The organism is Pseudomonas sp. C1C7 (genome assembly GCF_013359595.1).
Classification (GTDB): domain Bacteria; phylum Pseudomonadota; class Gammaproteobacteria; order Pseudomonadales; family Pseudomonadaceae; genus Aquipseudomonas.
Map to the genome: position 1 here is coordinate 57,089 of NZ_JABFMP010000003.1, position 20,021 is coordinate 77,109.

Annotated in this window: 17 protein-coding genes; 8 read left to right on the forward strand and 9 right to left on the reverse strand. The window is 60.9% G+C overall.

Annotated features, from left to right (window positions below; genetic code table 11):
* Positions 1 to 24 precede the first annotated feature (24 nt).
* Positions 25 to 1,833, reverse strand: coding sequence for a sodium-extruding oxaloacetate decarboxylase subunit alpha (oadA, locus tag HNO86_RS03315; protein WP_175375606.1), 1,809 nt, complete (start codon positions 1,831 to 1,833; stop codon positions 25 to 27).
* A gap of 99 nt (positions 1,834 to 1,932) precedes the next feature.
* Positions 1,933 to 3,348: an acetyl-CoA carboxylase biotin carboxylase subunit gene (locus HNO86_RS03320; protein WP_175375607.1), complete on the reverse strand. Its 1,416-nt coding sequence runs from the start codon at positions 3,346 to 3,348 to the stop codon at positions 1,933 to 1,935.
* Between the two features lie 192 nt (positions 3,349 to 3,540).
* On the opposite strand from HNO86_RS03320, the gene HNO86_RS03325 reads away from it, so the two are divergent.
* Positions 3,541 to 4,503, forward strand: coding sequence for a LysR family transcriptional regulator (locus tag HNO86_RS03325; RefSeq protein ID WP_175375608.1), 963 nt, complete (start codon positions 3,541 to 3,543; stop codon positions 4,501 to 4,503).
* Here HNO86_RS03325 and HNO86_RS03330 read toward each other — a convergent pair.
* The 3 genes from HNO86_RS03330 to HNO86_RS03340 form a co-directional block, all read right to left on the reverse strand.
* On the reverse strand, positions 4,445 to 4,657 hold the full coding sequence (locus HNO86_RS03330; protein ID WP_175375609.1) for a PA3496 family putative envelope integrity protein: 213 nt from the start codon (positions 4,655 to 4,657) through the stop codon (positions 4,445 to 4,447). The genes HNO86_RS03325 and HNO86_RS03330 overlap by 59 nt on opposite strands.
* A 167-nt stretch (positions 4,658 to 4,824) precedes the next feature.
* Positions 4,825 to 5,691 carry a transcriptional regulator HexR gene (hexR, locus tag HNO86_RS03335; protein WP_007927594.1) on the reverse strand — a complete coding sequence of 289 codons (867 nt, stop codon included), beginning with the start codon at positions 5,689 to 5,691 and terminating at the stop codon, positions 4,825 to 4,827.
* 121 nt (positions 5,692 to 5,812) lie between these two features.
* On the reverse strand, positions 5,813 to 8,683 hold the full coding sequence (locus HNO86_RS03340; RefSeq protein WP_175375610.1) for a bifunctional diguanylate cyclase/phosphodiesterase: 2,871 nt from the start codon (positions 8,681 to 8,683) through the stop codon (positions 5,813 to 5,815).
* A gap of 257 nt (positions 8,684 to 8,940) precedes the next feature.
* Between HNO86_RS03340 and uvrD the strand changes: the two genes are divergently transcribed.
* From uvrD to HNO86_RS03360, 4 genes are all read left to right on the forward strand, one after another.
* Positions 8,941 to 11,127, forward strand: a complete 2,187-nt coding sequence (uvrD, locus tag HNO86_RS03345) for a DNA helicase II (protein WP_175375611.1) — start codon at positions 8,941 to 8,943, stop codon at positions 11,125 to 11,127.
* 134 nt (positions 11,128 to 11,261) lie between these two features.
* Complete coding sequence (locus HNO86_RS03350) at positions 11,262 to 11,702, forward strand: EamA family transporter (RefSeq protein WP_175375612.1); 441 nt, start codon at positions 11,262 to 11,264, stop codon at positions 11,700 to 11,702.
* A gap of 178 nt (positions 11,703 to 11,880) precedes the next feature.
* On the forward strand, positions 11,881 to 12,759 hold the full coding sequence (locus tag HNO86_RS03355) for a Tim44 domain-containing protein (RefSeq protein WP_175375613.1): 879 nt from the start codon (positions 11,881 to 11,883) through the stop codon (positions 12,757 to 12,759).
* Between the two features lie 138 nt (positions 12,760 to 12,897).
* Entirely contained in the window at positions 12,898 to 13,305 is a 408-nt protein-coding gene (locus HNO86_RS03360) for an SMI1/KNR4 family protein (RefSeq protein WP_175375614.1), read from the forward strand.
* Between the two features lie 21 nt (positions 13,306 to 13,326).
* On the opposite strand, the gene HNO86_RS03365 is transcribed toward HNO86_RS03360, so the two are convergent.
* Positions 13,327 to 15,090, reverse strand: a complete 1,764-nt coding sequence (locus HNO86_RS03365) for a cation:proton antiporter (protein ID WP_175375615.1) — start codon at positions 15,088 to 15,090, stop codon at positions 13,327 to 13,329.
* 286 nt (positions 15,091 to 15,376) lie between these two features.
* Between HNO86_RS03365 and HNO86_RS03370 the strand changes: the two genes are divergently transcribed.
* On the forward strand, positions 15,377 to 15,859 hold the full coding sequence (locus HNO86_RS03370; protein ID WP_175375616.1) for an acyl-CoA thioesterase: 483 nt from the start codon (positions 15,377 to 15,379) through the stop codon (positions 15,857 to 15,859).
* 87 nt (positions 15,860 to 15,946) lie between these two features.
* Here HNO86_RS03370 and pdxY read toward each other — a convergent pair whose 3' ends face one another.
* Entirely contained in the window at positions 15,947 to 16,819 is an 873-nt protein-coding gene (gene pdxY / locus HNO86_RS03375) for a pyridoxal kinase PdxY (protein ID WP_175375617.1), read from the reverse strand.
* A gap of 119 nt (positions 16,820 to 16,938) precedes the next feature.
* Between pdxY and HNO86_RS03380 the strand changes: the two genes are divergently transcribed.
* Positions 16,939 to 17,352, forward strand: coding sequence for a DUF3301 domain-containing protein (locus HNO86_RS03380; RefSeq protein WP_175375618.1), 414 nt, complete (start codon positions 16,939 to 16,941; stop codon positions 17,350 to 17,352).
* A gap of 33 nt (positions 17,353 to 17,385) precedes the next feature.
* On the opposite strand, the gene HNO86_RS03385 is transcribed toward HNO86_RS03380, so the two are convergent.
* On the reverse strand, positions 17,386 to 18,351 hold the full coding sequence (locus tag HNO86_RS03385; protein WP_175375619.1) for a GTP-binding protein: 966 nt from the start codon (positions 18,349 to 18,351) through the stop codon (positions 17,386 to 17,388).
* Positions 18,352 to 18,377: 26 nt separating this feature from the next.
* Between HNO86_RS03385 and HNO86_RS03390 the strand changes: the two genes are divergently transcribed.
* Positions 18,378 to 18,734, forward strand: coding sequence for an NADH:ubiquinone oxidoreductase (locus tag HNO86_RS03390; protein WP_175375620.1), 357 nt, complete (start codon positions 18,378 to 18,380; stop codon positions 18,732 to 18,734).
* A gap of 5 nt (positions 18,735 to 18,739) precedes the next feature.
* On the opposite strand, the gene zigA is transcribed toward HNO86_RS03390, so the two are convergent.
* The gene (gene zigA, locus HNO86_RS03395) at positions 18,740 to 19,945 is read right to left on the reverse strand and encodes a zinc metallochaperone GTPase ZigA (RefSeq protein WP_175375621.1); all 1,206 of its coding nucleotides are present in this window, start codon (positions 19,943 to 19,945) and stop codon (positions 18,740 to 18,742) included.
* Positions 19,946 to 20,021: the final 76 nt, after the last annotated feature.

The following is a 20,021-nucleotide window of genomic DNA, read 5'->3' on the forward strand; positions in this document are numbered from 1 at the left end:
AAGCGTTGTATCGAGGCTGTTATCTCAGCCTTCGATCTCGATCAGGATTTCACCCGGATTCACGCGGTCGCCCTTGGCCACGTGGATGGCGGTGACCTTACCGGCGATGGCAGCCTGGACTTCGGTTTCCATCTTCATCGCTTCGGTGATCAGCACAGCCTGGCCGGCCTTGACGGTGTCGCCTTCCTTGACCAGTACATCGACGATGTTGCCCGGCATGGTGGTGCTGACGTGGCCCGGTGCAGAGGCTTGCTTGCGCTTGCTGCTGCCGCCGCCGACGAATTCGTTCAGCGGCTCGAACACCACTTCTTCCGGCATGCCGTCGATGGACAGGTAGAAGTGACGCTTGCCTTCGGCCTTGACGCCGACACCGGTGATGTCGACGCGGTAGGTTTCGCCGTGGACGTCGATGACGAACTCGGTCGGCACGCCCTCGCCACCCGCCGATGCCACCTTGCCCGCTTCCGGAATCGGCAGCAGCACTTCAGGGGTCAGGGTGCCGGCAGCGCGTTCTTCGAGGAACTTGCGACCGATGTCCGGGAACATGGCGTAAGTCAGCACGTCTTCTTCAGACTTGGCCAAGGCGCCGATGTCGGCACGCAGCTTGGCCATTTCCGGCTTGAGCAGGTCGGCCGGGCGCACGTCGATCACTTCTTCGCTGCCGATGGCCTGGCGACGCAGTTGCTCGTTCACCGGCGCCGGCGCCTTGCCGTAGCCGCCTTGCAGGTACAGCTTCACCTCGTTGGTGATGGTCTTGTAGCGCTCGCCGGCCAGTACGTTGAAGAACGCCTGGGTGCCGACGATCTGCGAAGTAGGGGTCACCAGCGGCGGGAAGCCGAGGTCTTCGCGAACCCGCGGGATCTCCGCCAGCACTTCACCCATGCGGTTCAGGGCGCCCTGCTCCTTGAGCTGGTTGGCCAGGTTGGAAATCATCCCGCCTGGAACCTGGTTGACCTGTACGCGGGTATCGACTGCGGTGAACTCGCTTTCGAACTGGTGGTACTTCTTGCGCACGGCGTAGAAGTACAGACCGATCTCTTGCAGCAGTTCCAGGTTCAGGCCGGTGTCGAACTCGGTGCCTTTGAGGGCAGCGACCATCGACTCGGTGCCCGGGTGGCTGGTGCCCGAAGAGAAGCTGGAGATCGCGGTATCGATGTGGTCGGCACCGTTTTCGATGGCCTTGAGCTGGCACATCGCGGCCAGGCCGGCGGTGTCGTGGGAGTGGATGAACACGGGCAGCGACTGCTCGGCTTTGAGTGCCTTGACCAGTTCACCGGTGGCGTACGGGGTCAGCAGGCCGGCCATGTCCTTGATCGCCACCGAGTCGCAACCCATGGCTTCCATTTGCTTGGCCTGTGCCACGAACGCGTCGATGGTGTGCACGGGACTTGTGGTGTAGGCGATGGTGCCCTGGGCGTGTTTGCCCGCAGCCTTCACCGCTTCGATGGCCACGCGCAGGTTACGCACGTCGTTCATTGCGTCGAAGATACGGAACACGTCGATGCCATTGACCGCGGCCTTGGCCACGAACGCCTTGACCACGTCGTCGCTGTAGTGGCGGTAGCCCAGCAGGTTCTGGCCGCGCAGGAGCATTTGCAGACGAGTGTTCGGCAGTGCCGCGCGCAGTTGGCGCAGACGCTCCCACGGGTCTTCTTTCAGGAAGCGTACGCAGGCGTCGAACGTGGCGCCGCCCCAGCATTCCAGCGACCAGTAGCCGACTTTGTCGAGCTTGTCGCAGATCGGCAGCATGTCTTCGGTGCGCATGCGGGTCGCGAGCAGCGATTGGTGGGCGTCGCGCAGGATGGTGTCAGTGACAAAGATCTTCTTAGACATTCTTATCTCCTCATAGCGGCAAGCTTCAAGTTACAAGCGGCAAGTAAGAGCGATCGGCTTTTACTTGAAGCTTGCCGCTTGCAGCTTGCGGCTGCTTATTCATAAGCCAGCGTGAGCGGCGATGGCGGCGGCGATGGCCAGGGCCAGCTCTTCGGGTTTGCGCTTGATCGAGTAGTTGGTCAGTTCAGGGTGGCTTTCAACGAAGCTGGTGTTGAACTGGCCGCTACGGAATTCGGGGTTGCGAAGGATTTCCTGGTAGTACGCGGCGGTGGTCTTGACCCCTTGCACGCGCATGTCGTCCAGGGCGCGCAAACCACGGTCCATCGCCTCTTCCCAGGTCAGCGCCCACACCACCAGTTTCAGGCACATGGAGTCGTAGAACGGTGGAATGGTGTAGCCGGTGTAGATCGCCGTGTCGGTCCGCACGCCGGGACCGCCGGGCGCGTAGTAACGGGTGATCTTGCCGAAGCTCGGCAGGAAGTTGTTTTTCGGGTCTTCGGCGTTGATCCGGAACTGCAGAGCGAAACCACGGTGCTGGATGTCTTCCTGTTTCACCGAAAGCGGAAGGCCGGACGCGATGCGGATCTGCTCGCGGACAATGTCGATACCGGTGATTTCTTCGGTGATGGTGTGTTCCACCTGCACCCGGGTATTCATCTCCATGAAGTACACCTCGCCCTCGGCGAGCAGGAACTCCACGGTACCGGCGTTCTCGTAACCCACCGCCTTGGCCGCACGCACCGACAGGTCGCCGATGTAGGCGCGCTGTTCCGGGGTCAATTGCGGGCTGGGGGCGATCTCGATCAGCTTCTGGTTGCGGCGCTGGATCGAGCAGTCACGCTCGAACAGGTGCACCACGTTGCCAAAGCTGTCGCCAAGGATCTGCGCTTCGATGTGTTTGGGATTGACGATGCATTTTTCCAGGAACACTTCCGCAGAACCGAAAGCCTTGGTGGCTTCGGAAATCACTCGCGGGAAAGCCTGTTCGAGTTCTTCGCGGCTGTTGCAGCGACGGATACCGCGGCCGCCACCACCGGAAGTGGCCTTGAGCATCACCGGGTAACCGATGCGATCGCCTTCGCTCAGGGCTTCTTCGATGCCCGAGACGTTGCCTTCGGTGCCCGGAGTGACCGGTACGCCAGCCTTGATCATGCTGCGGCGCGCTTCGGTCTTGTCACCCATGCGGCGAATGACTTCAGCCGCCGGGCCAATGAATTTGATACCGCGTTCGGCGCAGATGTCCGCCAGTTCCGCGTTTTCCGAAAGGAAACCGTAGCCAGGGTGCAGCGCATCGCAACCGGTTTCCACCGCCAGGTTCACCAGCTTGCGCGGGTTCAGGTAACCGGCCAGCGGCTCGGCACCAATACTGTGGGCTTCATCCGCACGCTTCACATGCAGGGCATGACGGTCGGCGTCGGAATAAATCGCCACCGAGCGAATACCCATCTCGGCGCAGGCTCGTACGATTCGTACGGCAATCTCACCACGGTTGGCGATCAGGATCTTTTTTATCACTTGGAAGTTTCCCTTGAGCCGGTAGTACCCACGACCTGCTAGACCCAGGTCGACGCGTGACCAAATGTTTCAATTTGGTCGCAGGGCCACACTAGCGCCCGCAAGGAATTAACAAAAATGAATAATTATTGGGTCACGCATAAGTAAAGACTTATAGTGGCCGCTCCAGCCTGCGCCGAAGGTGCTTTAGAAATGCGTAAGTCATTGATGCGTATGACATTGCGTCAATTGCAGATTTTCAATGAAGTCTGTGATCTACGGTCCTACAGTCGGGCAGCCGACGAAATGTCGCTCACCCAGCCGGCCGTCAGCCTGCAGATTCGCCAGCTGGAGGAGCTGATTGGTCAGCCTTTGTTCGATTACGTCGGCAAAAAACTCTACATGACCGAGGCGGCTGAAGCACTGCAACGCGCCAGCCGGGACATTTTCGGGCGCCTGGAAAACCTCGACATGCAGCTGTCCGACATGCAGGGCTCCCTGCAGGGTCAGTTGAAACTGGCGATCGAATCCAGCGCCAAGTACTTCGTCCCGCACCTGTTTGCCGCTTTCAAGCGCCAGCACCCGGAGGTCAACCTGCAACTGACCGTGGTCAACCGCGGCCAGGTGATCCGCCGCCTCTCCGACAACCGCGACGACCTGGTAATCATGTCGATGGTGCCGCAGGACATGGGGCTGGAATTCCTGCCATTCCTGAATAACCCGATCGTCGCCGTCGCGCCGCCGGATCATCCGCTGTGTCACATGGGACCGTTGCGCTTGCAGGATCTTGAGCCCTACACACTGCTGTTGCGCGAACCCGGCTCGGGTACGCGGATGGCGTGCGAGGAGTATTTCAAGGAGAAGCGCGTGCACTTCAACCAGACCCAGGAAGTCTCGTCGGCCGAAGCCCAGCGTGAGTGTGTATTGGCCGGACTGGGCGTTGCGCTGTTGACGCGCCACGCCCTGAACCTGGAGCTGGCGACCGGCGGGCTGATCGAGCTGCCGGTCGAAGAACTGCCGCTGTACCGCAGCTGGTGCCTGGTGCAGGCCAAAGCCAAACGCCTGTCACCGGTGGCTCACGCATTCCTTGCGTTCGTGCGCAGCGAGCGGGTGCAGATCAGCGGGCTGGTTGAGCGTTTCGACGGGAAGGCGTCGACGCTGTCTGCCAGAAATTAGTTTCGAATTCTTGGGGAAAATCGCCGATTTCGGCGAGAAGTTGGCGCTGCTCGGAGCGAAACTCGATAGCGCGGCGGAACTCCATGCGGCGCTGATCTTCCTGCTGACGGCGGGTTTTGACGACGCTGTTGCGTTCTTCGTAGTGCTGGGCCATTTCTTGTCTCCCAAAGCGAGTACGGGAGCTTCAAGATAGGTGCACGGGGTTACGCTTTAGCGGCGGGATCGTTACAGATGGATGAAAGTCAGAATCAAAAGATCGCAGCCTTCGGCAGCTCCTGCAGGGTTTGTGCAGGAGCTGCCGAAGGCTGCGATCTTTTGATCTTAGTCGTCGAGTGCTTTCACAGACTTGGGCGACAACCGCAGGCTGCGAAGGCTGCGCTTCACGCTCTTGAGGTGATTGACCAGGCTAGGCCCGCGCGCCATGGCCACGCCCATTGCCAGCACATCGATCACCACCAGGTGGGCGATCCGCGAGGTCAGCGGCGTATAGATCTCGGTGTCTTCGTGCACGTCGATCGCCAGATTCACGGTCGACAGCTCGGCCAAAGGCGTCTGGCTCGGGCACAGGGTGATCAGCGAAGCCCCGCTCTCGCGCACCAGGTTGGCGGTGATCAGCAGGTCCTTGGAGCGCCCGGACTGGGAAATGCAGATCGCCACGTCGGTCGGCTTCAGGGTCACCGCCGACATCGCCTGCATGTGGGGATCGGAATAGGCCGCCGCGGTCAGCAGCAGACGGAAGAATTTGTGCTGCGCATCCGCCGCGACCGCACCCGAGGCACCGAAGCCGTAGAACTCGACGCGCTGGGCCTGGGACATCAGCGTCACCGCGCGCTGCAACTCCACCGGATCGAGTTTCTCGCGAACCTCCATCAGGGTGTGCAGGGTGGTGTCGAAAATTTTCAGGCTGTAGTCGGCGACCGAGTCGTCTTCGTGGATCGCGAACTGACCGAAACTCGCGCCCGCCGCCAGGCTTTGGGCCAGCTTGAGCTTCAGGTCCTGGAACCCGGAGCAGCCGATGGCACGGCAAAAACGCACGATGGTCGGCTCGCTGATGCCGACGCTGTGGGCCAGGTCGGCCATGGAGCTGTGCATCACGGCCGCGGGGTCAAGCAGCACGTGATCGGCGACTTTGAGCTCCGACTTGCGTAACAGGTGACGAGACTGGGCGATGTGCTGCAGCAGATTCAAGGGCTGGACTCTTGTTATTGGCAGGGGCCGGGGATGTAGCAAGTTTGTAGTTATACTACATGAATTGGCTTTTCGCCTGCACCATACGTAACCAGATCCCTCGAAATCAGGTGCTCGCGCCTCATGTAGCCTTCGAGCACTGGTCTTGTAGCAGCGCGGCAAGCCCCGACGCCTCGACCGGGCGACTGATCAGATAGCCTTGCACCTCATCGCACCGCTCGTTTTTCAGGAATTCGAGCTGCTCGCGCCGCTCCACGCCTTCAGCCACGACTTTCAACGACAAACCATGCGCCATGGTAATGATGGCCCGTGTAATCGCCGCATCCTCCGTGCCCTCGCCCAGGCCTCGAATGAACGCCTGATCGATCTTCACGTAATCCACGGGAATGCGCTTGAGGTAGCTCAGGGATGAATACCCGGTGCCGAAATCGTCGATCGCCAGCTTCACCCCCAGATCGCGCAGCTGCTGGAAGGTCGCAATGATGTGCTCGACGCTGTCCAGCAACTGGCTTTCCGTGAGCTCGAGCTCCAGGTAGCGCGGCGCCAGCCCGGTATCTTCCAGCACCTGCCGCACCAGGCTGACCAGCTTGCCCTGGCGCAGTTGGTGCACCGACAGATTGACCGAGACCCGAATAGGCTCAAGCCCCTGCCGCTGCCACTCACAGGCTTGCAAGCAGGCCTGGCGCAAGACGAATTCACCGATCGGGCCGATCAGTCCGGTTTCCTCTGCCAGGCCAATGAAATCCCCCGGCGGCACGCGCCCCATGGTCGGGTGATCCCAACGCACCAACGCCTCGGCGGCATTCAGCTTGCCGGTGGCCAGGCACAGCTTCGGTTGGTAAAACACCTTCAATTGGCGCTCTTCAACCGCTTTGCGCAGCTGGTTCTCCAGTTGCAATCGCTCCAGGGTGCTGGCTTGCAGACTGTCGGTGTAGAACTGGAAGTTGTTACCACCCAGATGCTTGGCGTGCTGCATGGCCATGTTCGACTGACTGACCAGCGCGGACACATCCCGGGCGCTGTCCGGCAACAGGCTGATACCGATCGACGCGCTGACCACCAGCTCATGGCCGTCGATGGTCACGGGCATGCGCAGCTTGTTCGACAGCCGCGTCGCCACCCGCGCCAGACTGGAAAGGTTGCCGTAGGCGTTGAACAGCACAGCGAATTCGTCACCGGACAGGCGCGCAATGGTGTCCGCTTCCGGCAATGCGTTGATCAGGCGCCGGGACATTTTCTGCAACAGCTTGTCGGCGACTTCGTGACCCAGACTGTCGTTGAGCTGCTTGAAGCGATCCAGATTGATGTGCAACAGCGCCAGGCTGCGATAACCGCCCTGCCGGACCCTCTGTTGTGCCTCGCTGAGGCGCTCGCGGAACATCGAACGGTTGGCGAGTCCGGTGAGCTCGTCGTGATGGGTCAGGTAGCGCATGCGCTCTTCGGATTCTCGCCGGGCCGAAAGATCGGCGAAGAAACCCACGATATGACTGACATTTCCCCGACTATCGCGCACGGCATTCAGATGCAGCCATTGCGGGTACATCTCGCCGCTTTTGCGCGTTTCCACCAGTTCGCCCTGCCAGCTGCCGTGCTGCTCCAGCGCGTGATGGATCGCGGCGTAGTGGCGACGGGCATCGCGGCTGCACGGCAGCTCGACGACGTTGCGACCGATCATGTCCTCGATCTCATAGCCCGTGACCCGGCTGAAAGCCTGATTGACCGCGATCAGGGCATAGTTGGGGTCGAAAATCACGATACCTTCGCTGGCCGCTTCGAATACTGTCGCGGCCAGTTGCTGCTGTTCTTCCAACGCCTTGTTGACGCTGATGTCGCGCCGGGTGCCGACCATGCGGATTACCCGACCATTGGCGGCACGCTCCACCGCTCGACCACGGTCCTCGATCCAGACCCAGTGACCGTCGGCATGCCGCACACGGTACTCGACCTGATAATCCTCGGTGCGCCCCTTCAAATGTTCGACCAACGCCTTGCGCAGAGCTGGCAGGTCCTCCGGATGCAGGCGAGGCTTGAGGTGGCGCAGCATCGCCGTCACGTACTCCGGTGCCAGGCCAAACAACTCCTGAATATGAGTGTGATGGACTTCGTCGGTCTGCAGGTTCCAGTCCCACAACCCCAGCTCGCTGGCTTTCAGCGCCAGCGCCAGGCGCGCCTCGCTCTTGCTCAGTGCGTCGCTGGCGGCGTCCAGCTCGAGGCCGCGCTGGGTGACCCGGTTTTGCAGATCGGCCTGGATTTCCCGCAGCTCCTCTTCGGCACGCCGGCGCTGGTCGATTTCCCGGGCGAGGGTCAGATTGAGCTGATCGCTGCAGTTTTGCGCTTCCTGCAGATGCTCGATCAGCGCCTGATTCTGGAAGCGCTGCAACAGGCCGCGATCGATCAGGCGATTGACCTGCCAGGCCACGACACTCAAGGCGCCCAGCAGAATCAGGCCGAACCAGCCCCAACCCTGCCCTTCGCCACCCCAGAACATGTAGCCGATGGCCGGCAACAAACAGGGCAAGGTGAAAGAGAGAAAGGCCGGCAGGCTGACGGCGTAGGCCACACTGGCCGACAGGGCCGCGGCGCCGATCAGGCCGAAGACCCAGGCTTGCTGGATGAAGTTGTCGGCGGGAACCAGTGCGATGCCGGCGCCGGCCAATGTCAGGCCGGTAAGCCCCGAGCCCAGCAGAAACATGCGGCGCCAGATCGGATGGGCCTGACGGTTGGGAATCGCCGAGTCGAAGGCCGCCACCTGAATCACCCGCAGCGCCACCAGCGACAGCAGCCACACCAGCCAGACGGTGACCAGGAAGTAGCGCAGCGGGCTCCAGAGCAGAGCGGCGCAGACCAGACCATTGATCAACATGAACAGCGTGGGCAGCAGCGAGCCCTGATACAGCAGGCGCGTGCGTTCGACCGCCATTTCCATGGCGTATTGTTTACGAATAACCCGGGGCTCCACGGAAGGGCCCGACAGGTCGGAGCTGAGGGTCATAGGTAGTTTCTTGTTCTTATAATGATGAGCATGAGCCCGAAACGTGGACGGAGCATACACAAGCCAATGCCCGGACCAAACTGCTGCCGGTCAAAAAACAGACAAATTTATCGGGCACCCGACCCGGCCTCAAAGCTGTCAGGCGAGACCGGCCAACGTTTGCGGGCGATGACTGACCGGTCGTCCCTCGCGCCTCTTTCATCGGCTAAAGCAATGTGGAGTTTGCCCGGTGTGGCGCCGCCCCCTAGAATGCCCCGATGCGCGATGATGACCTCTCCCTTCTGCTGAATTCCCTCAACGATGCCCAACGTCAGGCCGTAGCGGCCCCTGTTGGTCGTCAGTTGGTCCTGGCCGGCGCCGGTTCCGGTAAAACCCGAGTGCTGGTGCACCGTATCGCCTGGTTGATCCAGGTCGAAAACGCCTCGCCCCACTCCATCCTGTCGGTGACGTTCACCAACAAGGCCGCTGCCGAGATGCGCCATCGCATCGAGCAGTTGCTGGGTATCAACCCGGCCGGCATGTGGGTCGGCACCTTCCACGGCCTGGCGCACCGCCTGTTGCGGGCGCACTGGCAGGAAGCCGGGCTGAGCCAGACCTTCCAGATTCTCGACAGCGACGACCAGCAGCGGCTGGTCAAGCGCGTGATCCGCGATCTGGGGTTGGATGAACAACGCTGGCCGGCCCGTCAGGCTCAGTGGTTCATCAACGGGCAGAAAGACGAAGGTCTGCGTCCGCAACACATTCAAGCCAGTGGCGACCTGTTCCTGGCCACCATGCGCGGCATTTATGAGGCCTACGAGGCTGCATGCCTGCGCGCTGGCGTTATCGATTTCTCTGAACTGCTGCTGCGCGCCCTCGACCTGTGGCGCGACCATCCCGGCCTGCTGGCGCATTATCAGAAGCGCTTCCGGCACATCCTGGTGGATGAATTCCAGGACACCAACGCCGTGCAATACGCCTGGCTGCGTCTGCTGGCCAAGGGTGGCGACAGCCTGATGGTGGTGGGCGATGACGATCAGTCGATCTACGGCTGGCGTGGCGCGAAAATCGAGAACATCTACCAGTATTCCGACGATTTCCCGGATGCCCAACTCATTCGTCTGGAGCAGAACTACCGCTCCACCGCCGGCATCCTGAAAGCCGCCAACGCCTTGATCGCCAACAATACCGGGCGTATGGGCAAAGAGCTGTGGACCGAAGGCGGCGATGGCGAGGCGATCAACCTGTACGCCGCGTTCAACGAACACGACGAAGCGCGCTATGTTGTCGAAACCATCGAAAGCGCGCTGAAAACCGGCCTGGCTCGCAGTGATATCGCGATTCTTTACCGCTCCAACGCCCAATCGCGGGTTCTGGAAGAAGCTTTACTGCGCGAACGCATTCCGTACCGCATTTATGGCGGCCAGCGCTTCTTCGAACGAGCGGAAATCAAGAACGCCATGGCCTACCTGCGACTGCTCGAAGGTCGCGGTAACGATGCGGCGCTGGAGCGGGTGATCAACGTACCGGCCCGCGGCATCGGCGAAAAAACCGTCGAAGCGATCCGCGACCATGCGCGCCACAGCCATGTGTCGATGTGGGAAGCCATGCGCCAGCTGGTGGCGAACAAGGGCCTGACCGGTCGCGCCGCCAGCGCCCTGGGCGCGTTCATGGAACTGATCGAAAACCTCGCCGCCAAGTGCATGGACATGCCGCTGCACCTGATGACCCAGACCGTCATCGAGCAGTCGGGCCTGATTGCCTATCACGAAGCGGAAAAAGGCGAGAAAGGCCAGGCCCGGGTGGAAAACCTTGAGGAACTGGTCAGCGCCGCGCGCAACTTCGAGAACACCGAAGAAGACGAAGACCTGACGCCACTGGCGGCCTTCCTCGGCCACGCTTCGCTGGAGGCCGGCGATACCCAGGCCGACGAGCACGAAGACAGCATTCAGCTGATGACGCTGCACAGCGCCAAGGGCCTGGAATTCCCTTACGTGTTCCTGGTGGGCATGGAAGAAGGCCTGTTCCCGCACAAGATGAGCCTTGAAGAGCCGGGGCGCCTTGAGGAAGAGCGTCGTCTGGCCTATGTCGGCGTGACCCGGGCCATGCAGAACCTGGTGATGACCTACGCTGAAACCCGTCGCCTGTACGGCAGCGAGACTTACAACAAGGTGTCGCGCTTCGTACGCGAAGTGCCCAAAGGCCTGATTCAGGAAGTGCGGCTGTCCAACAGCGTCAGCCGTCCGTTCGGCGGTGGCCAGCAGCAGAGCACCAGCAGCCTGTTCGGCGGCAGCGAGATCCCGCAGACCGGTTTCACCCTGGGCCAGGCGGTACGGCATTCGGTGTTCGGCGACGGCGTGATCCTCAACTTCGAAGGCGCCGGCGCCCAGGCGCGGGTTCAGGTGAACTTCAGCGAAGGCAGCAAGTGGCTGATGCTGGGGTATGCGAAGCTGGAAGCGATCTAAGGATCACCTTGGATCAATGTGGGAGCGGGCTTGCTCGCGAATACGGTGGATCAGTCGACATTGATGTCAACTGACACGCCCTCTTCGCGAGCAAGCCCGCTCCCACAAATCGATCTGACCAAAAGGATACCGTCATGGGCTCAGGCTTCTTTTCCTCCTGGACATTCTGGGCCCTGCTATCGGCCGCATTCGCAGCCCTGACCGCCATTTTCGCGAAAATCGGCGTCGAGAACGTCAACTCGGATTTCGCCACCCTGCTCAGAACCATCGTGGTGCTGGTCAGCCTGGCCTTGATTTTGTACGCCACGGGCCAATATCAATCCCTGGGATCGATCTCGGCCAAAAGCTACCTGTTCCTGCTGTTGTCCGGCTTGGCCACGGGAGCTTCGTGGATCTGCTACTTTCGCGCGCTCAAAGTCGGTCCGGCCTCACTGGTCGCTCCAGTGGACAAACTCAGCGTCGTGCTCGTCGCCGTGCTCGGTGTGGTCCTGCTGGGGGAAAAACTCGACCTGCGCCAATGGGGCGGCATCGGCCTGATCACAGCCGGGGTGGTCATGCTGGCGCTGCGTCGCTAGGCATCTTTCCTACAGAACTTATCCACTCACCCTACAGACCAAAGTTAACCAGCCTATTGCACTGACTGAAGCTGAACCCGACCTGTCAGGCAAAAGCCCGAAACACTCTGCCGCTAGCCAGTAACACTTCAGCTGTGCAACATGGCGCGCGTGCCTTCCACAAACGGGAATTCCCTTTATGAAACGTTTTCTTAGCATCGCCATGGCGCTGTGCATCGGCCTGACGATGAGTCTCGACGTCAATGCCGCCAAGCGCTTCGGTGGTGGCAAAAGCGCAGGTGCTGCGCCTACTCACCAGACCAGCCAGATGGCTCCTTCTTCTCCAGGCATGGGCGGCGCAGCAGCGACCGCTGGTGCTGCCGGTGCCGCGGGCGCGGCTGCCAAGGCCGGCGGCGCTTCCCGCTGGCTCGGCCCTCTGGCGGGTATCGCCGCCGGTGGCCTGCTGGCCTCCATGTTCATGGGCGACGGCTTCCAGGGCATGCAGATCTTCGACATCCTGATCATGGCGGTCATCGCCTTCCTGGTCTTCCGTTTCATCGCCGCCCGTCGTCGCAAGCAGCAGGAGCAGTACGCTCCGGCCGGTCACGCGCCGATGCAGCGTGAAGCGTTCGAACAGAAGCCAGCCATGGGTTCGATCTTCGGTGGTTCGGCCGCACCCGCTGCCGCCCGTCCAGTGATCAACGCGCCAGCCTGGTTCAACGAACGCAACTTCATCGAAGCGGCCCGCAACCACTTCCAGTCCCTGCAACAGCATTGGGACGCCAACGAAATGGACAAGATCGCCGAGTTCGTGACCCCGCAAATGCTGGAGTTCCTCAAGCGCGAGCGTGCCGATCTGGGTGACGGCTTCCAGTCCACCTACATCGACAACCTCAATGTGCAGCTGGACGGTGTGGATGATCGCGCCGACAAGACCATCGCCACCCTGACCTTCAGCGGCGTGTCGAAGAACTCGCGTTTCGACCAGGGCGAAGCCTTCAGCGAAAGCTGGAACATGGAACGCGCCCAGGGCGAAAACCAGCCTTGGCTGGTGGCCGGTATCCGCCAGAACGGCTGATCACCCCGCCTCGCTTTTCACGCTGTAATAAAAACCCCGGCTTGCCGGGGTTTTTCTATTTCGCGGTTGCATCCATAGCAAGCTACTGTATAAACCGCCCCATACAAACCGCGCCATACAAGCAAGAGGATCCCGGACGTGGAAGAAGTCATCGAACAACTGCGTGAAGCCAACGAACGGGTACCGGTCCCCCTGGAGTTGCCCGACGAAGATCAGCTGGTCGAAATCGAAGAAGAACTGTTCATCAACATTCCGTTCGTCTTCAAAGAGTTTCTGCTGACCGTCAGCGACGTGGTTTACGGCAGCCTGGAGCCAGTGACCGTCACTGACCCGCAATCGCATACCTACCTGCCGGAAGTGGCCGCCAACGCCTGGGACGCCGGCGTCGATCGCAGCCTGATCCCGATCTGCCAGGACGGCGACGACTACTACTGCGTCGAAGAAGACGGCACCGTGGTGCTGTGGTCGGCCGAAGAAGAACTGGTCACCGAAGAGTCCTGGGAATCGGTGTGGCACTGGGCGCGGGACGTCTGGCTGGAAAGCTGAGCCGGCTGACGCCCCGGGGCGTCAGTGCCCTGGCGAATCCTTGTGATTGTCCAGGGTATCGAGCAAGGCAACCTGCATGCGCGTGTGGACGCGGATGAACCAGCGCCACAGCAGCGCGGCCACACCAGCGGCCACCACGGCAATCAGCATCAGCAACTTGTTGGTCGGCAGAATACTGGCCGACAAGGCTGCCAACAGCAGGAAAATCACCAGCAGCGAAAGGATCGGGATCACTTCGGAGATCACCCTACGCACTCGCTGCGTGTGACGCCCCGCCATCTCCGGCTTCACCCCCATCTCCGCCAGCAGCATCGACAGCGCCTTGAGCTTGCGATAGGCGGCGATCAGGAACGGCAGCGATATCAGCAGCGCGCCTCCCCAGATCAGTGCCTTCTGCCAGCTTGGATCGCCGATCCACTCTTGCAGCGTGAGCGAAATGCGCTCGGCGAAAAACGCCCCGGCAAGAAAGATCGCAACCACCAGCGCCAGATTGACGCCCACCTGCAACAGAATCCGCCGAATCATCGACGCCAGCAACGCGCCCTCGCCCCGGGGCTGGATGCTGCGCAGCCATTCACCGTACATCCCCAACACGCGCCCCAGCCGTTGCGGCATGACCGCCGCCAGCTTGATCGACAGCGGGTCGGCCGCGCGAATCAGATACGGCGTCAGCAGCGTGGTGATCACCGAAACCGCCACGGCCACCGGGTACAGAAAATTGCTGGTGACCTGCAGGGTCATGCCCAGCGAGGCAATGATGAAAGAGAACTCGCCGATCTGCGAAAGCCCCATGCCGACGCGCAACGAGGTGCGCCCGTCATTGCCGGCGATATACGCCCCCATTCCGCAGGACAGCATCTTGCCGAGCACCACGGCGACCGTGATCACGGCGATCGGCCAGGCGTATTCCAGCAGGATCATCGGGTCGAGCATCAAGCCGATCGCCACGAAGAAAATGGCGCTGAACAGGTCGCGAACGGGTTCGATCAGGCGTTCGATTTTCAGCAGCTGCCGGGATTCGGCCATGATCGCGCCAATCAGGAACGCACCGAGCACCATGCTGTATTCAAGCTTGACCACCAGCAGGCAGAAGCCGAAACACAGGCCCAGCACGGTAATCAGCAGCATTTCGTTGCTGTCGAATTTGGCTACATAAGCCAGCAGGCGCGGCACCAGCAAAATGCCGATCACCAGCGCGACGATCATGAACAGCGAGAGTTTGCCGACGGTGGAAAACACTTCGCCGGAGCTGACCGTACCGCTGACCGCGATGCTCGACAGCAAGGCGATGATGCCGATACCGAGGATGTCTTCAACGATCAGCACGCCGAATATCAGCTGCGCGAAGCGCTGGTTTTTCATCTTCAGGTCGTTGAGTGCCTTGACGATGATGGTGGTCGAGGATATGGCCAGGATCGCGCCGAGGAACAGTGAGTCCATGGTGTTCCAGTCGAACCAGCGACCGATTTCGTAGCCGATCCAGATCATCAGCACGATTTCCAGGAACGCCGCGATAAACGCCGTGGCGCCGACCTTGAACAGCTTGCGCAGGCTGAACTCCAGGCCCAGGCAGAACATCAGGAAAATCACCCCGAGCTCCGCCAGGGTCTTGATGGTTTCTTCGTCGTGGATAAGACCGAAGGGAGGGGTATGCGGACCGATGATGAAACCCGCCACGATGTAGCCCAGCACCACCGGCTGTTTGAGCCTGTGGAACAGCACGGTCACCACACCTGCGACCAACATGATCACTGCCAGATCCTGAATAAAGCTGATGGCATGCATGGTGCGGGGCTCCCTGGGTGGCATAGCTCAAGCGCGGACGAAGGAAACGTCCGGTCGAGCAAGGTAAAAAATCCGCGTTCCGCGTAAGAATTTGCCCCCATGGCGGGGACTTTTGCAGGGTAACACCGCGACTTCCGGTAGAAAGGCGGTGCAATATATGGAAACAGATCGATCCGGCGTGACGGCGGCTTCGCGCCCGGCGTCCCGATAACTGTTGGTTGGAAAAACCATCGAGGCACCCGCAGAGGTGCATCCCTCAAACCTTGCCTTGACCCGTGAGAGTGCTATGGAACCCGGAAACGCCCAACTGTCGATGACGGTATTGATGACCCCCGACATGGCCAACTTCTCTGGCAATGTTCACGGCGGTACCCTGCTCAAATACCTCGACGAAGTCGCCTACGCCTGTGCCGCCCGTTATGCCGGCCGCTACGTGGTGACCCTGTCGGTGGACCAGGTGATTTTCCGTGAGCCGATCCATGTCGGTGAACTTGTGACCTTCCTTGCTTCGGTCAACTACACCGGGAACACCTCGATGGAGGTGGGCATCAAGGTGGTGACCGAAAACATCCGCGAGCGCTCGGTGCGCCACACCAACAGTTGTTTCTTCACCATGGTGGCGGTGGATGACCAACGCAAACCCGCCTCCGTGCCACCGCTGCAACCGCAGAACAGCGAAGACAAGCGCCGCTTCATGCAGGCCCAGCAGCGCCGGCAGATTCGTCAGGAGCTGGAAAAGCGCTATCAGGAAATCAAGGGCGACGTTTAACGCATTCCATCGATAAGAAGCCTTCGCGGGCAAGCCTCGCTCCAGGTATGCACAATCCTGTAGGAGCGAGGCTTGCCCGCGAAGCTTTTAAAGGCTGATCGAGGTCGCCTCAAACCGCACCCGCGGATGAGCAATCCGGTCCTGCGCACGCACCAACTCCAGCTCATAGCTCGCGCAGGCCTGGGTCTCCAGCAACACCTCATGCACCGCCGACGCGGCAAACTCGAACGCCGCCACCAGACTGTCCCCCAACAGTACCCGCGCCAGAAACAACCCCGACGTCAGATCACCCACCCCCACCGGCTGTCGCGGAAACGCCAGCAGCGGACGCTGCAGATGCCAGCTGCCCTCGGCTGTCACCAGCAGCATCTCGAAGAAATCCGGGTTCTTCCCCGGGTAATCCAGGTGCTTGACCACCACCGCTTTCGGCCCACGCGCCAGCAGCGCCCGAGCCATCGCCAGGCAATCGAACAGCGACTGCGGCTTGCGCCCGGCGAAGCTGTCGAGCTCCAGCTGGTTGGGGCACATGAAGTCCGCCACCGCGGCGGCTTCCTCCAGCAGGAAATCACTGACTTCCGCCGGCACGCTGCAACCTTTCTCCGGATGCCCCATCACCGGGTCGCACAAATACAGCGCCTTGGGATTCATCGATTTGATGCGCGCCACACCCGTCAGGATGGCCCGGCCCTGGGCGGCGCTGCCCAAGTAGCCCGACAACACTGCATCGCAGTTGCCCAGCTCGCCGATCGCCGCGATGCCATCCACCAGATCGGGGATCTGCTGCGGAGCCAGCACCTCGCCCGCCCACTGCCCGTACTGGGTGTGGTTGGAGAATTGCACCGTGTTCAGCGGCCAGACATTGACCCCGACCCGCTGCATCGGGAAAACCGCGGCACTGTTGCCAGCGTGGCCGAACACCACGTGGGACTGGATAGCGAGCAGATGGGGCGTGCGTTTCATGCGGTGAGTTTCCGTAAAACGATTGAAATTCGAGCGGGGCAGTATGCGACGAAACGCAGCCTGTACGACAGACCGGCGACGCAGTTAAGCTGACACTCTCATGTTGGAGCACCCTGTTGATGTTGACCCTTGGAAATATTTTCGTGCTGATGCTGTTCGCCACTGCCGGCGCCTGGCTGTGGCACAACCACGGTTTGCGCGAACGCGCACTGGAGCGGGTCAAGCAGCACTGCAGCAACCTGGGGGTCGAGTTGCTGGACGGCAACGTGGCGCTGAAAAAAATCGCCTTCATCAAGGACGGACGCGGCAAGCGGCGCCTGGCTCGCGTGTACAACTTCGAATTCACCGTGACCGGCGAAACCCGCCACAACGGCACCATCACCCAGTTCGGTGCCCACAGCGCGCAGATCGAACTGGCGCCCTACCCGATGCCTTTCGACGACACGCCGCCGGTGGTGGATGTGGTCAAGCCCAGCGGCAACGTGGTCGAACTGAGCCATTGGCGGCAAGAACACAGCAAATGGCGCCCGTGAATTGAGAGATCGCTGCCAGCGATCTTTTGATTTTCATCCCAACCGACAGCCGTCCAATCCTTTCTGCAACGTTTCTGCCTCCTGCGGCTCGCTGAAAATCAGCTCGATCCGCGAATCCTGCCGCCACTCGCTGGCCTTCCACTCCAGCCCCGAGTTATCCACTGCATTCACAGACTGCCATCCTGCGTCGCTGTGGATAACCAGCTTCGCCCGCCGCCAGGCGAGGCTGGAAAGCCATTGAGCAACCTGCGCTGTATCGAACCTCTGGCTCGGATGCCAGCGCCAGCCGATGCTCCAGCCGCCCTCTTGCTCCTGACTCAGACAAATCGGCTGCGCCGGATCGGTCCAGATCGCTGGCAACTGCGCCAGGCCTGTGGGCAGCGCAACGTTAACCACGCCCGCGACAGCCTGAGCAGCCAGACCGGGCAGCTGGCTCAATGGCATCGCCGCTTGCTGCGTCCAGTACACCGGTCGTACAGGGAGCTGCTTGATCAGGTGCTGGCGATCTGCCTCGCTGAGGTTTTCCGATTTGTTCATCAAAAGCAGGCCAGCGCTGACCAGCGCCTCCTGTTGCGCCTGTGGCAGCGACTTGCCCGAAATGAGGGCCTGAGCATCCAAAACCAGTACACTTGGCAGTACGTTTAGTACACCTTGCCACGGTTTTTCACTCAGTTGCCTGAGCAACTGCACCGGATGCCCGAGCCCGGAAGGCTCGATAAACAGCCGGTCCGGCCGCGCCTTGCGCAGCAATCGACCAAGCCCGACCTGAAACGGCGCGCCGTTGACGCAACACAAACAGCCCCCGGCCACTTCCCCCAGTGCGATACCATCGGCGTCGCTGGTCAGCAACGCGGCGTCGATACCGATCTGGCCGAATTCGTTGATCAGCACCGCCCAGCGTTCACCGTCCGGGCGTTGCGCCAGCAGGTGCTTGATCAGGCTGGTCTTGCCGGCCCCCAAGGGACCTGCGATGACGTGGGTGGGGATGTTCTGCAGCATGATTGAAGGATTCTGAGGAGGTGAAGATGCGGTGGATGGGATTGTCGTTGTTGCTCACGCTGGCGTCCGGCGAAGCACTGGCACAGGCCTGCGTGGTCCACAGCCAAGCGGAACGGCTCGACGTGAAAGTCTGTCAGCAGAACCGCAACATCCCGCAAAAGCTGTTCGCCGACGGTTTCTGCCAGCCCACCCTGGCCGGGCAGAAAGTCGAGGTGCAGTACGTCGATCAGTGCCCGGGCGGCGCTTTCGGTGTGTGCAGCAACGCTCAAGTCGCCAATATGCCTTACCGGCAGGATATTCACTATTACGGCGTCGCCACGGACGCGGCGTACCTCAAGCCCTTCTGTGAAGCTCAGAGCCAGGGAACCTGGCTCAAGCCCTGAATCCCTCAGACCGCCTCATCGAACCAGGGGCCGAACGGATCCGGCAACAACCGCCAGGCCTCGGCCCCCAGCGCCATTTCCTCATCCGTCAGCAGGCTATCGTCCAGCTCGGCGGTCAGCTGTTCGAAATCGATGTTCTGGCCGATGAACACCAGTTCCTGGCGGCAATCACCGGAGTCGACAGCCCAATTCTTCATGATGGTCGCGGTGCTTTCCTCGTCCTGCGGCCACTGCTCCTTCGGCACGAAACGCCACCAGCGCCCGGCATACCCATGGCGCATCATCCCGCCGGCCTGGGACCAGCTGCCAGCGTGTTGGGGCTTGCTTGCCAGCCAGAAGAAACCCTTGGAGCGCAGCAGATTGCCGTTGAGCCACGGGCCGTCGATAAAGTCGAAGAAGCGCTGCGGATGGAACGGACGACGCGCACGGTAAGCGCGGGAGGCGATGCCGTATTCCTGGGTTTCCGGAACGTGTTCGCCGCGTAGCTCCTGCAACCAGCCCGGCGCCTGGGCGGCTTTCTCGAAGTTGAAACGACCGGTGTTGAGGATCTTCTCCAGCGGCACCTCGCCCATGACCATGGGGATGATCTCGGCCTCTGGATTGAGCCGTTCGAGGATCGCCATCAGCTCCTCTCGCTGCTGGCTGCCGATCATGTCGATCTTGCTGATCAGGATGACGTCGGCGAATTCGATCTGCTCGATCAGCAGTTCGGTGATGGCGCGTTCATCCTCTTCGCCCAGGGTTTCACCCCGGGAAGCCAGGCTTTCCGCTGCCTGGTAATCGGGCAGGAAATTCAGGCCATCCACCACGGTAACCAGCGTGTCCAGGCGGGCGATATCGCTGAGGCTCTGACCCTTTTCATCGCGAAAGGTGAAGGTCTCCGCCACCGGCAACGGCTCGGAAATGCCGGTGGATTCGATCAGCAGATAATCAAAGCGCCCTTCCTGGGCGAGGTTGCTGACTTCCTCCAACAAATCTTCGCGCAAGGTGCAGCAAATACAGCCGTTGCTCATCTCTACCAGCTTCTCTTCAGCACGGTTGAGGCTAACATCGCGCTGGACTTCGGTGCCGTCGATGTTGATTTCACTCATATCATTGACGATTACAGCAACACGCAGGTTAGTACGGTTACGTAGTACGTAATTAAGAAGTGTACTTTTCCCTGCTCCAAGAAAGCCCGACAGGACCGTAACGGGCAAACGATTAGGCATTTGGATGTTCCTCACAGGCTCCCGGTCGAAATGTCGGGCTTACACAATGTTATAGTGTAACTACATATTGTTATAG